11 protein-coding genes are annotated in these 14,878 nt (G+C 67.6%); 1 reads left to right on the top strand and 10 read right to left on the bottom strand.

Annotated elements, in window-relative coordinates; genetic code table 11:
• From Q0X16_RS00750 to Q0X16_RS00705, 10 genes are all read right to left on the bottom strand, one after another.
• Positions 1-1,224 (bottom strand): filamentous hemagglutinin N-terminal domain-containing protein (locus tag Q0X16_RS00750; RefSeq protein ID WP_297829593.1); only part of this gene is annotated, 1,224 nt, incomplete at its 3' end.
• A 45-nt stretch (positions 1,225-1,269) separates the two neighbouring features.
• The gene (locus Q0X16_RS00745) at positions 1,270-2,973 is read right to left on the bottom strand and encodes a ShlB/FhaC/HecB family hemolysin secretion/activation protein (RefSeq protein WP_297829590.1); all 1,704 of its coding nucleotides are present in this window, start codon (positions 2,971-2,973) and stop codon (positions 1,270-1,272) included.
• Entirely contained in the window at positions 2,970-5,018 is a 2,049-nt protein-coding gene (locus Q0X16_RS00740) for a CHAT domain-containing protein (protein WP_297829587.1), read from the bottom strand. Before Q0X16_RS00740 ends, Q0X16_RS00745 begins: the two co-directional genes overlap by 4 nt.
• 562 nt (positions 5,019-5,580) lie before the next feature.
• On the bottom strand, positions 5,581-6,906 hold the full coding sequence (gene argH / locus Q0X16_RS00735; RefSeq protein ID WP_297829584.1) for an argininosuccinate lyase: 1,326 nt from the start codon (positions 6,904-6,906) through the stop codon (positions 5,581-5,583).
• Positions 6,903-7,883, bottom strand: a complete 981-nt coding sequence (gene argC / locus Q0X16_RS00730; RefSeq protein ID WP_297829581.1) for an N-acetyl-gamma-glutamyl-phosphate reductase — start codon at positions 7,881-7,883, stop codon at positions 6,903-6,905. Before argC ends, argH begins: the two co-directional genes overlap by 4 nt.
• Entirely contained in the window at positions 7,880-9,199 is a 1,320-nt protein-coding gene (locus Q0X16_RS00725; protein ID WP_297829596.1) for an acetylglutamate kinase, read from the bottom strand. Before Q0X16_RS00725 ends, argC begins: the two co-directional genes overlap by 4 nt.
• Positions 9,200-9,229: 30 nt before the next feature.
• Entirely contained in the window at positions 9,230-10,315 is a 1,086-nt protein-coding gene (locus Q0X16_RS00720) for an acetylornithine deacetylase (protein WP_297829579.1), read from the bottom strand.
• A 1-nt stretch (position 10,316) separates the two neighbouring features.
• Positions 10,317-11,537 carry an argininosuccinate synthase gene (locus Q0X16_RS00715; protein ID WP_297829576.1) on the bottom strand — a complete coding sequence of 407 codons (1,221 nt, stop codon included), beginning with the start codon at positions 11,535-11,537 and terminating at the stop codon, positions 10,317-10,319.
• A 20-nt stretch (positions 11,538-11,557) separates the two neighbouring features.
• Entirely contained in the window at positions 11,558-12,562 is a 1,005-nt protein-coding gene (locus tag Q0X16_RS00710) for an N-acetylornithine carbamoyltransferase (RefSeq protein WP_297829573.1), read from the bottom strand.
• Positions 12,563-12,830: 268 nt separating this feature from the next.
• Entirely contained in the window at positions 12,831-13,262 is a 432-nt protein-coding gene (locus Q0X16_RS00705; protein ID WP_297829571.1) for a hypothetical protein, read from the bottom strand.
• A gap of 103 nt (positions 13,263-13,365) precedes the next feature.
• Here Q0X16_RS00705 and cysS point away from each other — a divergent pair, with 103 nt between their 5' ends.
• Complete coding sequence (gene cysS / locus Q0X16_RS00700; RefSeq protein WP_297829568.1) at positions 13,366-14,748, top strand: cysteine--tRNA ligase; 1,383 nt, start codon at positions 13,366-13,368, stop codon at positions 14,746-14,748.
• Positions 14,749-14,878 lie beyond the last annotated feature (130 nt).

The following is a 14,878-nucleotide window of genomic DNA, read 5'->3' as shown; positions in this document are numbered from 1 at the left end:
GATCTGGATATGCCCGCCATTGCCGGTGTTGTAGCCGCTGGCGTCGATGAAACCCAGCGAATCGTTGGTCGTGCAGACGCCGCCCGGCCCGACGCAAAGATAGGTGAACAGCTGGTTGCCGCGAATCTGGATCGTCCCGGCGTTCTCCCCCGCGTTCACTCCCGTGGTGTTGACCCACGCCATCTGTCCGGCAACACCGCCAATATCGACGTTGCCGTGTCCGGCGTCGATGATGATCGAGCCGGTGTCTGCGCCGGCCGTGCGCGCATCGATCCGCCCGCCGATCCAGATGCGACCGCCGTTGCCGGTGGGGCTTTCGGTGAACAGCGGATCTGTGTTGGCCAGGCCATCCATCGTCTGGGTGCGCAGTTCGACGTGGCCGCCGACTGCCGCGATGTTGCCGATGCTGACGATGCCGCCGAGGCAGGCGGAAAGCGGGACCGCCGCGCAGAGATTGATCGGGCCGAGCGGGACGGGGGGGACGTACAAGCCATTGCCCGCAATCGCGAGCGTGGTCAAGCCGTCGTTGTAGAAATCCAGCGTCGACTGCGCGGCCGCTCCGATGATCGCACTGCCGCCTGGCGCATTGATGACGCCGCCAGCCTGGTTCTCGACCCGCGCCGCCAGCAGCGCGATGGTGCCGGTGGCGCTGGTGACGTTCAAATGCCCCTGATTGACGATGCCGCCGCCGATGGTGTCGGTCGCATTACCGAACACGTAATGCGGGTTGGCCATCGCCGCGCCAGTGTAGAAATCCGCTGCGGAAATGTTCAGCGTCGAGGCCACCAGACCGCCGACATTGACGTTGGCATTGGGGCCGAACCAGATACCGTTCGGGTTGACGAAAAAGACGCTGCCGTTGGCATTGACCGCGCCATTGATGATGAAGGGGGCCGGTATAATGCCGTCGATGTAGTTCAGGACAACGCTGTTGACGCCCGGCTGCACGAATGTCACCGATGCCGCCGAGCCGACGTTGAACGTCGTCCAACCAATGACGGCGGCATCCGTCACCTGGGTGATGGTCATGTCGCTACCGACAACGTTGATCGAGGTGATTTTTGTCGGATCGTAGTTGATGGGTGTCGTCGTCGGCAGCGTCGTCGAGGACGGCAGCGACTGCCCGAACGCCAGCGGCGACGCCAGCACGCAGGCCAATGCCAATGCCAGCCGCCGCCGCCGCTGCTTGCGAATTTGCTTGAGGGTCTTGGGGTTCGCGTTCATGGGTCTTGCTCCCTGGGAACCGGCTACCGGCCGCCCGTCGTTGCGTCAAAATGCCTTCTGGATCGACCAGTAAATGCGGGGGTTATGGTCGCCGCCATCGGTGACGCCTGGGCCCGTGCCGCGCCACGCCACGCTCAGGTTCATGCTCACGTTGCCGGGTTTGGCCCAGCTGAAGCCGAGACCGTAGCCGCGCAGGCTGCGCCCGAGATCCGGATCGAAGACACGACGGCGGTGGAACATGTCGCCATGCGCCGCGTCGTAGAACGCATACAGCGTGGCTTCCGGTCGCGGCGAGAAGCGCAGTTCCAGCGAGCCTAGCCAGCCGTCATCGACCAGCACCTCGCCGGTAGCGTAGGCACGCACCGCCTTGGGCCCGCCCAGCGACAGCTTTTCGTAGGGATCGAGGTTGCGGCTGGAGCGCTGGAGGCCGACGCTTGCATACAGGCTCCAGCGGGGGGCGAGATATTGCAGCCGCGCCGCCTGCAGGGTGAACTTGGTGAAACTGCCTTCGGTGGCATAGCCGAACGGCGGCCGGTCGAGCAGCTTGGCCATCGGGTCGAGCAGGCGCAGGGTGCCGCGGTAGATTTGAACATTGGCGCTGTTGTAGCCGCCTCCGCCCCAACGATCGCGGTGTTCCAGCGCCAGCCCGAGACTGGCTCCGTTCACGCGCTTGCGGGTTTCCAGACCCACCGCCTCGTAGCGATCCGTCAGCGCCTTGCGTTCGACCGCTCCGCGCAGGAACAAGTTGGTGGTGCGCTGGCGGATCAGCGGATAGCTGAACGACAGATCGGCGACGTTGCCTACGCCAGTGGGCTTGAGTGGCGAGAACGGCCCGCCCAGTTCGTACTGCACCCGCGCCAGCCCGCCGCCGATGCGCAAACCGGAATAACCGACCGGCGTTTCGTAGGAAATCCGGCCGAACGCGGTGTGCATGCCCTGCGCGGCCAGGATCCGAAGATCGAGATTGTCGCCGCGCTCGAACGGGCTGGCCCAGCGCATGCTTCCCGTCAACCGCAGCCGACCGGAATCGCGGGTGCCGTTGTTGTCCAGCCCCAGCGCGAACTGGAAGCGGTCGCGCGCTTCCACCTGGACGTGCAGGTCGTTGGCCTGAGAGGACGAACCCACCGTGACGCTCGACTGCGGCTTGATGCCAGGCAGATCGGACAGCAGCAGCATCGCCCGCTCGTATTCGTTCGTACTCAGCGGTTCGCCCGCCTTGAGTACGGACAGCATGCCGGCCACGCGCTCGCGGTGGATCGGGGCACCCTCGGCGATATCGATCGACACCTCGCCCAGCTTGCCTTCCAGCACGCTCAGCTTGATCCGGCCATCCACCACTTCCTGCACCGGAACGAACACCTGCGCCAGCCCGTAGCCGTGCCGCGCATAGACCGCCGCGGCCTTGACGGTCAGCTGTTGCAAGTCGGAGAACGTGACGCTCTGTCCAATCATGTCGGCGACCGCGGCCTGCAGTTCCGATTCCGGAACCAGGGTGGCGCCGACGAACTCCACGCCCTGCAGCACGAAGCTGGCCTGGGCCTGTAGCGCCATTTGCGGCTCGGGCAAGGACTGCGCCTGCTGCGGCGCATCCTGCGAGGCCGCGTCTGCGGCCAGCGCCTGCGCGACCGGCAATCCCAGCGCCAGCGCGGCGGCAAGCGACGTCAGCCGCAAGCGAACCCTGTGCTGCTGCTGGAGGTCGTTGTGGTGCTCCATCATCACGTCCTCGTCTCGTCCGGTTCCCGCGCTCATCGCGCCACCCGCAGCCGCCAGTTGCCGATCAGGTTGAAGGGAGCCCAGTAATACGGGTGCGCGGTGGCCGGATTGGCCAGCACCGCACGCTGGGCATCACGCATCGCGTCCTGGGCGTTGGCGCCGTGTGCCAGATCGCCGTAGAACGTGGTCATCAGTTTTTCGGTCGCGGCGTCGGACACCGGCCACAGCGAGGCCAGCAGGCTGGACGTGCCGGCCGACAGGAAGGCGCGGGTGAAGCCCAGGACCTCGTCGCCGTTCTCCACCCGCCCCAGACCGGACTCGCAGGCCGACAGCGTCAGCAGGGAAACGCCGTCCAGCTTCAGGGCCATCACGTCCTTGGCCTCGAGATAGACCGGCTGGCCGTTGCCGTCGGTGAACAGGACTTTCGAATGCAAGGGGTCGAGGGTGTCCACAAGCGCATGCGATGCCACGTGGACCAGCTGCGACTGCGGCGCGTATTCGTCGAAACGGTCGCGCGTGGCCTGCTCGCCGAAGAACAGACGGGCGTCCGGGAAATCCACCGCCAGCGATCGCACCTCGCGCTCGGCGCCTGGCAGCGGTGCGGCCACGCTCGGATCCACGGTCGGGTTGCCGAACCCGAGCAGGCCCGACTGCGCCAGCGGGGCGTGCTCGGCAAGGCGCGCGGCGATGCTGACCGAAGGCGCGATCGACACCGGATTGCGTTCGATCAGGTATTTGCCATCCAGCCGCAGCGCCTGGAACGGCAGGTAATGCAGCGGGCCGTGCGGGACGATGACCACGCGCTTGCCCGCCTTGATCTGCAGCGGCGCCAACAGCAGGCGGCCGATCTGGTCGGCGGCGGCGGCGATGTTCGGATTGCGGCCCACCAAGGCGTCGCGATAGGCCTCCACCAGGCGAGTCAGGTCGGCGCGTGAAAGCGCCATCGGGAACCGCGCCTCGCGGATGCCGTCATGGGTCAGCACCCACGCCACCAGATGATCGGGCAGGGTGTGGTAGGCCACCACTACTTCATCCGGGGCCAGTCCCGCGCGCAGGGCCTGCACGTCGAGCGCGGTGGTCTCGTTCGAATTCAGGTCGGCGCGGCCGGCGATCGAATCGAGCAGCGCGCGCGCGCGGCTGCGCTCGCTGATGTCGAACGCCTGCTCGGTCTGGCCCAGCCGATCCCGCAACGCGATGGCGCGCTCGAAGACATCCTGCGCGTCGGAGAACAGTCCCATCTTGAAGTCGTCGCTGCGGAACTGCGCGCGGGCGCGCTCGAATTCGCCAATCGCCTCGTCCAGCGACTGCGCGGCACCCGCCTCGTCGCCCAGTGCGGCCTGGCTGCGCGACACGCCGTCCAGCGCCCAGGCGCGATAGAACACGCCGTCGCCACCCGCTGCGGTGACCGGCATCTCGGCCAGCGTGCGGTACACGGCAAGTGCCTGGTCGGGATGGTTCTCGGCCAGCAGGAGCTTGCCGCGGGTGCGCTGCAACTGGGCGCGCTGGGCGCCGTCAGCGGGTTCCGGCAAGGCGTCCAGCGTGCTGCGCGCGCGCGCCAGGTCGCCGGACTGGATCAGCGCATTGACCAGCGAGGCCTGGACCAGCGGCTGGAAGCGCGGCGAGCTTTCTCCGCTGGCCTGGTCATACAGCGCGATCGCTTCGGCATACCGTCCCTGACGGGCGCGCACGTCGCCGAGGATCTTGCGCGCCGGACCGTTGACCTGGGTCGGGTCCGCGCCCGGATATTTCAGGGCCAGGGTGGCGAACTGTTCGGCGCGGTCGAGCTGTCCGGCATAGCTGAAGGCGATCGCCAGATCGCGGTAGGCCTTGCCCAGCAAGTCGGGGTTGCCGGTTTCCAGCGCCACGTGCAGGGCCATGCTCGCCGCCCGCGCGCTTTCCCGCAGCTCGCCCAGTTCGGCCAGCTCCACCGCCTGGCTGCAATAGGCGTAGCCGTCGAGCTTGACGTTCGCGCTCGCGTACAACGCGGCGCCTTCCGCCGCCAGCGACAGCGCGGTGTCGGCGTCCTGCAGGCGCCCCATCGCCTCCAGCGCATCCCGTGCGCCGACATCGGCTGCCGGCATCGTCGTTCGCGTCGTCTGCGCGGCGGGTGCGGCGGCGGACGCCAAGGTCACTCCGGCCACAGCGAGGGCCGCGGTCGGCGGCGCGCAACCGGCAGCGGCAGTCGGGCTGGATGCAAGCATCCCTCCCAATGCCAAGGCAAGCAGGACGCTTGAACCCCGCCTCGTCACGATCACATGTCGCATGTGCAACTCCCCCCCTTCAGCGCTTGCGCCCCGGATTTACGCTATCCGGGCACAGATCGTCCGGAAACGCGCACGCACCACGGCAGTCCAGGTGACGCTGAAGCGACGAACCCCCTGTTGCGAACACTCATGGCTCGTCCGACCCCAGCCCCCGACCCTGCCCACAACCTTCCCTCGGGGTGACTCTACCCCACCCCTTCACACCTTGCGAGCGCCCTCTTGTGCAGGCGCCAAGCTCCTGCCTCGGAACGACCCAAAGGACCGTCCACAGCACAATCCGCGGGCTGTCCTGTCCGCGCGGCGGCATGCGCATTCACATTTCGATTCGCATTCACATTCCCTACAAACGGACGATGCGCGATTTTCAGGCCAATCGTCTCTAGGAGGCGTCACCCATTCCGGCACGGGAATTGACGACACGCCCCAGACGCGCACGCAAATCGTCCAGTCGGAGGTCTGCGCAGCCACCGGGCGACGTGCGCGCCGCCAGCGAGCCTTCCGGCGTCCGGCCCTGCCCAGCGCTGTCGGCGGACGCGGCGGCGGCCTTGTAGGCCTCGCGGAACGGCACGCCGGCAATGGCGGCTTCGACCGCCACGTCGGTGGCATACATGCCCGAATCGATCGCCGCGCGCAGCCGGTCTTCGCGCCACTCCAGGTTGCCCAGCAGCGCCGGCAGCAGTTCCAGCGCGGCCAGGCCGCGGCCGAAGCCGTGGAAGATCGCGCCCTTGCTGGCCTGCAGATCGCGGTGATAACCCGAGGGCAGCGACAGCAATTGCTCGATCTCGGTGCGCGCCGCCGCCACCGAGGCGTGGGTGGCGCGCATCAGCTCGATCACGTCGGGGTTGCGTTTGTTCGGCATGATCGAACTGCCGGTGGTGTACTGCGCCGGCAGCGCCACGAAGCCGAACTCGGCGCTGGTGAACAGCGACAGGTCCCAGGCGATGCGGCGCAGGTCGAGGGTCGCGCTGCCAAGGGCGTCCAGCGCGGCGAGTTCGAACTTTCCGCGCGAGAGCTGCGCGTAGACCGGCGAGACCTGCAGCCGCGCGAAGCCGAGCGCGGCGGTGGTGTGTTCGCGATCCAGCCTGAGGTTGACACCATAGCCGGCAGCGGTGCCCAGCGGATTGCAGTCCACCAGCGCCAGCGTGTCGGTGGCGCGGATCGCGTTGTCGATGAAGGCCTCCGCCCAGCCCGCCCACCACATGCCCGCCGAGGACACCACGGCGCGCTGGATGTGGGTGTAGCCCGGCAGCGGCAGGGCCTGCTCGGCTTCGGCGCGTTCCAGCGCGATCCCGGCAATCGCCCGCGACAGTGCCGCAACCCGCGCCAGCCTGTCCTTCAGCCACAGCCGAGTGGCGACCAGCACCTGGTCGTTGCGGCTGCGCCCAGTGTGGATCTTGCGGCCGGTGTCGCCCAGTCGCTCGGTCAGGCGCGCCTCGATGGCGGAATGGCCGTCTTCGAAGCGCTCGTCCAGCACGAAGGCGCCGCTTTGGAAATCCTCGGCCAACTTCGCCAACTCGTGCTTCAGCCCGACCAACTCGTCGGCGCTCAGGATGCCGATGCGCTGCAGGCCCTCGGCGTGCGCGGCACTGGCCTGAATGTCGTGGAGGAAGAATTCGCGATCCAGGATCACGTCGTCCCCGGCCAGGAAGGCCTGGATCCTGGCATCCACGGCCACGCCGGTTTTTTGCCAAAGCAGTTCGCTCATGCCGTCATCTCCAGCGGAATCCCGTCGAACTCGCCCAGGCCGAAGGCCAGGTTGAGATTCTGCAGCGCCTGCGTGGCGGCGCCTTTCAGCAGGTTGTCCTCGGTGGCCACCACCACCAGCCGCCGGCCATCGCCGCTCAAGGCAAAACCTCCGATTTCGACATGATGCCTGCCGGCGATGCGCGAAACCCAGGGCGAGGCGTCCTGTACGTGCACCAGCGGTTCGTTCGCATAGCGGTCGCGATAGCGCGCCAGCACGCTGTCGCGGTCGAACGCTGTGGACAAATGCAAGTTGGTGGTCATGGTGATGCCGCGGAAATGCGACGCCACGTGCGGCATGAACTCCACCGCATGTCGCAGCTGATACGGCACTTCGCGCTCGTGGATGTGGCCGGTGAGCGCGTAGGGCATCAGATTGTCGCGCAGCAGGTCCACGTTGTTCTTGTCGCTCGGCGTGGTGCCGGCGCCGGAGTAGCCGCTGACGCCGAAGCACTGCACCGGCTGCGCGTCCAGCACATCCAGCATCGGCGCGATCGACAGCTGCATGGCGGTGGCGTAGCAGCCCGGATTGCTGATGCGGCTCTGCCCGGCGTAGCGGCCGCGGGTCAGTTCCGGCAGGCCGTAATACCACGACGGATCGAAGCGATAGTCGGCGGACAGATCCACGATGACCGGATCGACGCCGGCTTCGTCGAACTGCCGGACGATATGCGCGGCCTTGCCGTTCGGCAGCGCCAGCACCACCGCGTCGGCGCCCAGCCCCGGCAGGTCGCGGTAATCGGGCGAGCTGTAGCGCAGACCGCCGGCGAAACCGGCGTTGTGGTCGGCCACGCGCTGGCCGTCCAGTTCGCGCGAGGTGACATAGGCCAGCTCGAAACGCGGGTGGCCGGCGATCAGGCGGATCAATTCCGCGCCGGCGTGGCCGCGTGCGCCCACCACTCCGATGGAATGTTTCCCGGCCACGTGCTTTCCTGTCATTCCGGTTCCTCCAGCGTCGCCGGACGCTGCGCGCACTGCTGCAGATAACGCCCGATTTGCGCACAGTCGGCCTGGCCGTACCAGAACGTCCGCCACTTTTCCTGACGAATGCAGCCATCGGATTCCGCGTAATAGAACGCATTGACCGGATTGCCGTGGCGCGAACGCCAGAACAACGCGGGATTCTGCTCCCGCATCACCTGCCAGACCGCGCGCCCCAGTCCTTCGCCCTGGGCATCGTCGAGCACCGCAAATTTGTCGAGGTACACGCCGGCGTCCTCGCGGGTCAGGATCACCGCCGCACGGTAGCTTTCGCTGACATAGGCGCGATGCAGGCGGGTGCGCTGGAAATAATCCGGCACCAACCGCCGCCCGAACGCCGATTCGATCAACTGCCGCAGCCGCGATGCGTCGAGGCCGCCCCAGGACGATGCTTCCAGCACGCGCTCGCCACGCCGCACCAATGTGCCCGAGCCCTTGTGGGTGAACAGCTCCTTGGCCAGTTCCGACGGCCGCGTGATCGACACCGAGGACGCCTGCGGCAAACCGTCCAGCAGCGCCTTGATCTGCTCGATCTTGACCCGCATGCCGCCGTCGATCCACGGCTGCTGCATCAGGTGCTCGTATTCGGTGGTCAGGTTGATCGAATCGATGATGCGCCCGCGCGCGTCGAGCAGACCGCCGGTGCCGGTGAGGAACACGATCTTGTAGGGCTGCAGCGCCTGCACCAGCGCGTTGGCGGCAAAATCCGCGTTGACGTTGAGGATCTGACCGCCGGCGGTTTCCCCGAGCGAGGCGATCACCGGGATCGAGCCGGCCTGCAGGCTGTCGAGGATCGGCGCGGTGTGCACCTGCTGGATGCTCCCGACCAGCCCGTAGCGCTCGCGGTCCAGGTAATCGGCCTCGAACACGCCGGACACGATCGAGGTGGCGCGCGCATCGGCCGCCTGCAGCGCGCGCACCAGCCTGAGATTCTGGGCGTGGAACACCTTGCGCACGATGGCCAGCGCCTGCGGCGAGGTGACGCGCAGGCCGTCGAGGGTCTGCTTGGCGATGCCGGCCGTGGACAGCTCGGCGTCGAGCTGCGGGCCGGCGCCGTGCAGCACGATCGGGGTCAGGCCCACGTCCTGGAGGAACGCCAGCGAGGACACCAGCGCATCGAGGTCGTCGCGCAACACCGCGCCGCCGACCTTGACCACGGCGAAGCGCGCCGCGTCGAGCTGGGAGAAACGCTTGAGGTACTGCGAGATTTCCTTGGCGCTGCCCATGCTGGACAGCAGCCGCACGATGGTCTGGCGGGTCTGCGGGTCGTGCACGGCGCGGGGATCGAGGACGGGAGTCACGGTTCAGTTTCCGAGGATGCGAACGATGGAATCGGCGTAACGCCGCAACTGGTCCAGCGCCACCCATTCGTCGGCGGCGTGGGCCTGGGCAATGTCGCCGGGGCCATACACGATGGTGGTCAGGCCGGCCTGCGAGAACAGCGCGGCTTCGGTCCAGAAATCGACCGCCGCGCCCACCGGCAGTTGCAGGGATTCGGCCAGCGCCTGCGCCAGCTGCCGCCGCTGCGCGGCCTGGTCCGGCGCTCCGGCGGGGAGCGAAGGGCCGCGGAACGTCTCTTCATAGCGATCGAGCGCGCCAACGCTGGCACAGGCACCGAAGCGACGATGCAGTTCGTCGATGTCGTGCGAGGGCAGCGGCCTGAACCCGAAGCGCACCTCGGCGCTGGGCGCGATCACGTTCGCCTTGATGCCGCCTTCGACCCGGCCGATGTTGAAGCGCAATCCGGTCAATTCGCCAAAGCGGGCGCCCGCTTCGCCATCGACCAGATCCAGCGCCTTCCCGCCCCAGCGGATCGCCTGGTGCAGCGCGTTGGCCTCCAGCGCATTTGCGCCCGAGGCGTGGCCTGCCTCGCCCTTGAAGCGCAGCAACACCGAACTGATGCCGCGATGCGCCAGCACCGCTTCGCAGCGGGTGGGTTCGGCCACGATCGCCTCGGAAAAGCCGTGGTCGCGCCCAAGGAACGCGGCGATGCAGCGCGGGTCGTTGGCTTCCTCGTCGGAGGAAAACAGGAACGCCGCATCGCCCCGGGTCGCCTGCGCCGCCGCCAGCAGGCCCGCCGCCGCGCCCTTGATGTCGCAGGCGCCCAGGCCGATCGCACGATCGTCCCGGACCCGCAGCCGCAGTGGATCGGCCGTCCATGCGTCCGACGCAGGCACCGTGTCCAGATGCACGTTGAACACGCGCCGCGGCGTGCCGCGCACTGCCAGCAGCGACACCGCGCCGTCGCCGTGATCGGTGACGATGCAGCGGAAACCGGGCAGCTGCGCCCGGATGTAGTCGAAGATTCCGCCGGTGCCGATCCGGCGCGGCGGGTTGCGGGTGTCGAACGATACCAGGGCTTCGAGGTGGCGCAGGACCGTGTCCAGCACGTCAATTCCCGCCCTGATCCGAATTGACCTGCGCCCACAGCGTGCTGCTCATGCCGAACAGCTTGATGAAGCCTTCGGCCTCTTCCACGCCCCAGTCGGCGCTTTGCGCATAGGTCGCGCCCTGGCTGGCAAGGATGTGCGGCGAGCGCACCGCCACCGCGTCCACGCGACCACCCCGGGTGCGCAGCACCACCTCGCCGCCGACCTTGGCCTGGGATGCCTCGAGAAACGCCTCCAGGTCGGTTTTCAGCGGATCGTGGAAGAACCCCTCATAGACCAGTTCCACCCATTTGCGCGCAACCTGCGGCTTGAAGCGGTTCTGCTGCTTGGACAGCACCGCTTCCTCCAGCGCGCGATGCGCGGCGAGCAGCGCGGTCAGGCCCGGCGCCTCGAACACGATCCGCCCCTTCAGGCCAATCGTGGTATCGCCGGTGTACAGGCCACGGCCGACGCCGTACTGGGCGAACATCGTGTTGAGCTTGGCCAGGATTTTTTCGCCCGGCAGCGCATTGCCATCCAGCGCCACCGCCTCGCCGTTCTCGAAGCGCAGCGTCACCTCCAATGCCTCGGCCGGCCACTGTTCGCGGCGCGCGCACCAGCCGCGCGCGCCCTCGCCCGGCGCTTCCCAGGCGTCGATCTCGCCGCCGGACAGCGTCACGCCCAGCAGGTTCTCGTTGATGGTGTACGCCCGCTGCTTGGCGCGTACGCCAAAGCCGCGTTCCTCCAGATAGGCCTGTTCAAAGGCCCGCGTCTGGGTGTGTTCTTTCTGGATCTCGCGGATCGGCGCCACGATCCGGTAGCGGCCCTGCGACAGCACCGCCAGGTCGAAGCGCACCTGGTCGTTGCCCATGCCGGTGCAGCCGTGGGCGATTGCGTTGGTTCCCAGCTCGGCCGCGCGCGCCAGCGCGGCATCGACGATCAGGTAGCGGTCGGAGACCAGCAGCGGGTACTGCCCCTGATAGCCCTCGCCCGCCCAGACGAACGGCCGCACGAAATCGCGCCACAGCGCCGGACCGCCGTCCACCGTCAGGTGCGAGGTCACGCCCAGCTCCGCCGCGCGCTGCTCGATGAATTCGCGCTCGGCCGCATCGACGCCGCCGGTGTCGGCGAACACGGTATGCACGTTCCAACCCTGCTCCTTCAGCCAGGGCACGCAGAAGCTGGTGTCAAGGCCGCCGGAAAAGGCCAGCACGATGTCGCGGGAGTCGGTGGAGGTCGTCATGTGGAAGGCGTCCGTGGGTGTCATTGGGAAATCAGCGCGGCCATCACCGCCTTCTGCACGTGCAGGCGGTTTTCGGCTTCGTCGATGGCGAGGCAGCGCGGGGAATCCATCACCGCGTCGGTGGCTTTCACGTTGCGGCGCAGCGGCAGGCAGTGCGAGAACACTCCGTTGTGGGTCAGCGCCATCTTGGCTTCATCGACGATGAAGTGCCGGTACTGGTCGCGGATGGGCTTTTCCGGCCCCCAGTTGCCGAAGTACGGCAGCGCGCCCCAGCTCTTGGCGTACACCACGTCGGCGCCGGCATAGGCGCTTTCGATGTCGTGGCTGACGGCCAGCGAACCGCCGCTTTCGGCCACATTGGCGCGTGCCCAGCCCATGTAGCGTTCGTCGAGGACGTAGTCGGGCGTCGGGCACAGCAGGGTGACGTCCATGCCCAGCCGCGTGGCGATGGTCAGCGCCGAATTGGCGACGGCGGTGTTCAGCGGCCTGGGGTGGTAGGTCCACGTCAGCACGTACTTCTTGCCGCGCAGGTCGGCGGTGCCGAAATGCTCCTGCAGCGCCAGCGCGTGCGCCAGCTCCTGGCAGGGATGGGTGATGGTCTCCATGTTGATCACCGGCACCGGCGAATGGTTCGCAAACGCCTTCAACACGATGTCCTGCCGGTCGTAGGCCCAATCCACGAATTTCGGGAACGCACGCACGCCGATCAGGTCCACGTAGCGGCCCAGCACCCGCGCCACCTCGGCGATGTGCTCCTCGGTATCGCCGTCCATCACCGTGCCCAGCTCGAATTCGATCGGCCAGGCGTCCTTGCCCGGCTGCAGCACGACGGCATGCCCGCCCAACTGGAACGCGCCCAGCTCGAAGCTGGTGCGGGTACGCATCGACGGATTGAAGAACACCAGCGCGATGGACTTGCCTTTCAGCGCATCGCCCAGCTTGTGACGCTTGAACGCGGCCGCCTGCGCCAGCAGCGCATCCAGTTCGGCGCGGCTGCAGTCCTGGGTGTTGAGGAAATGCTTCATGGGGTGTCCTGGGAAGAAAGGGCGGAAACGAAAAAACCCAGCCTGGGGGCTGGGTTTCGGATGCGGTGGCGCAAGAACGGCTCCGGTCTACCCAGCAGGTCGCAAGGATTCCGGTCGGCGCGCGCGCGAAGTCATGCCGGAGGCGATCCGGGCGGCATCGGCGTGGCGCGTGGCAACAAGGGCGTTCATCTGGTCGCGCATCCTCGCATGACGCTCTGCCGCATGCAAGCGTCTGCGTCAGCGTCGCTGCCCCTCGCCAGATAACGCGTCAATCCAGCGGCGCCGGCATGATGGATATGCGGATCCGCAGGCGATTTCCCGGATCGCGGTCCATCCGCGTCCGAAACCGGCTGCCGCGATAGACGTAATCGACGTCATAGGCAATCGTGCGCCGGAACTCGCGGACCACCGGCACCATCCGGCAGTTCCGCAGCCGTCCGGGATCCTGGCCCATGGGAACGGGAATCCGCGACTCGGGGTGCTGCGGGTCGCTGCAGACGCGCTCCCGATTGCTCGTGCGCAGCACCTGCTGGATCGGCCGCACGGACATCACCTGGGCGTAATCGAAGCGCACGTTCTCGATCGGCAGGACGACTTCGCGCTGCGGCTGTCCCTGCGGAACCGACTGCGCAAATGCAGGGCCGGACGCGCACAGGGCCAGAGGCAGGAAAACACGCGTGGCGAACCGCAATTCGGACATGCCGCGAGTCTATCGGCGCAGGGGCTTGCGCGGCTGAATCCCCGCTGTCGCACGGCGCCGATATCGGCGCCGCTACAATGGCGCATCTCCTGCGATCGCTTCCATGAATCTGTCCCTCTACAACACCCTGTCGCGCCGGGTCGAACCCTTCGTTCCGCTGGATCCAGCCTGCCCGACGATGTACGTCTGCGGCCCCACCGTCTACAACTACGTGCATATCGGCAACGCCCGTGGGCCGGTGGTGTTCGGCGTGCTGGCCGCCCTGCTGCGCCGGCGCTTCGGCGGCCTGCGCTACGCACGCAACATCACCGACGTGGACGACAAGATCAACGCGGCCGCGAAAGAACTCGGCGCGCCGATCACCGCCATCACCGGAAAATATGCCGCGGCCTACCGTGAGGACATGGCGGCGCTGGGCGTCACCGGCGCGTTCGCCCCGGACATCGAGCCGGAAGCGACCCGGCATATCGACCAGATCATCGCGATGACCCGGCGCCTGATCGACGACGGCCACGCCTACGCGGCGGAGGGGCATGTGCTGTTCTCGGTCGCGAGCTTTCCAGGTTACGGCAAGCTCTCGCGCCGCGACACCGACGAGATGCTGGCCGGCGCCCGCGTCGAAGTCGCGCCGTACAAGCGCGACCCGGGCGATTTCGTGCTGTGGAAGCCCTCCAGCGACGACCTGCCCGGCTGGGACTCGCCCTGGGGACGCGGCCGCCCCGGCTGGCACATCGAATGCTCGGCGATGGCCGAGGCGCACCTGGGCGCCACCATCGACATCCACGCAGGAGGCATCGACCTGCAGTTCCCGCATCACGAAAACGAGGTGGCGCAGAGCGAGTGCGCCCACGGCGGCGCGCCGTTCGCGCGCTGGTGGCTGCACAACGGCATGCTCAACTTCGGCGGCGCCAAGATGGCCAAGTCGGTGGGCAACATCCAGCGCGTGCACGATCTGGTACGTCAGAACCCGCCGGAAGCGCTGCGCTACGCCCTGCTTTCCGCGCACTACCGGCAGCCGCTGGAATGGAGCGATGGCCTGATCGAACAAAGCGTGCGCACGCTGGACCGGCTCTACGGAACGCTGCGCGATCTGGACGACGTCCCTGCCGAAGCCGTCATTCCGGACAGCGTCGAAGCCGCGCTGGACGACGATCTCAATACCCCGGCGGCGCTGGCCGAGATCGCCCGCATCGCCGGCGAAGCGCGCAAGGCGGTTTCCGGCGACGACAAGGCAACGCTGAAGGCGCAACTGCTTGGCGCCGGCCGCATTCTCGGCCTGCTGCAGCAATCGCCCGCCGACTGGTTCAGCCGCGGCGCCTCCGGCGACGACGATGCCCGCATCCAGGCGCTGGTGGACGCACGCACGGCCGCCAAGAAAGCCCGCGACTTCGCCCGCGCCGACGCCATCCGCGACCAGCTCGCCGCCGAAGGCATCCTGCTGGAAGACACGCCGCAGGGCGTGCGCTGGCTCCGGAAACATGGGTGAACGCGCTCCACCACAACAGGACTGAGCGTTCGACACACGTCACGCCATCCGCGTCGGTCGCCCCCCACGGGACGAGCAGGCCAAAGATGGCCAGCGCCCGCGAAATGGAGCCGGCCGCGCACACAGAGCG

Source organism: Thermomonas sp., assembly GCF_025993755.1.
Taxonomy (GTDB): domain Bacteria; phylum Pseudomonadota; class Gammaproteobacteria; order Xanthomonadales; family Xanthomonadaceae; genus Thermomonas.
This window is presented reverse-complemented; position numbering and strand designations above follow the sequence as displayed.

Bases quoted from the DNA above. Each gene is read 5' to 3' on its own strand.
- Q0X16_RS00745 (WP_297829590.1), bottom strand. From the start codon at position 2,973: ATGAGCGCGGGAACCGGACGAGACGAGGACGTGATGATGGAGCACCAC.
- Q0X16_RS00740 (WP_297829587.1), bottom strand. From the start codon at position 5,018: ATGCCGGCAGCCGATGTCGGCGCACGGGATGCGCTGGAGGCGATGGGG.
- argH (WP_297829584.1), bottom strand. From the start codon at position 6,906: ATGAGCGAACTGCTTTGGCAAAAAACCGGCGTGGCCGTGGATGCCAGG.
- argC (WP_297829581.1), bottom strand. From the start codon at position 7,883: ATGACAGGAAAGCACGTGGCCGGGAAACATTCCATCGGAGTGGTGGGC.
- Q0X16_RS00715 (WP_297829576.1), bottom strand. From the start codon at position 11,537: ATGACGACCTCCACCGACTCCCGCGACATCGTGCTGGCCTTTTCCGGC.
- Q0X16_RS00710 (WP_297829573.1), bottom strand. From the start codon at position 12,562: ATGAAGCATTTCCTCAACACCCAGGACTGCAGCCGCGCCGAACTGGAT.
- Q0X16_RS00705 (WP_297829571.1), bottom strand. From the start codon at position 13,262: ATGTCCGAATTGCGGTTCGCCACGCGTGTTTTCCTGCCTCTGGCCCTG.
- cysS (WP_297829568.1), top strand. From the start codon at position 13,366: ATGAATCTGTCCCTCTACAACACCCTGTCGCGCCGGGTCGAACCCTTC.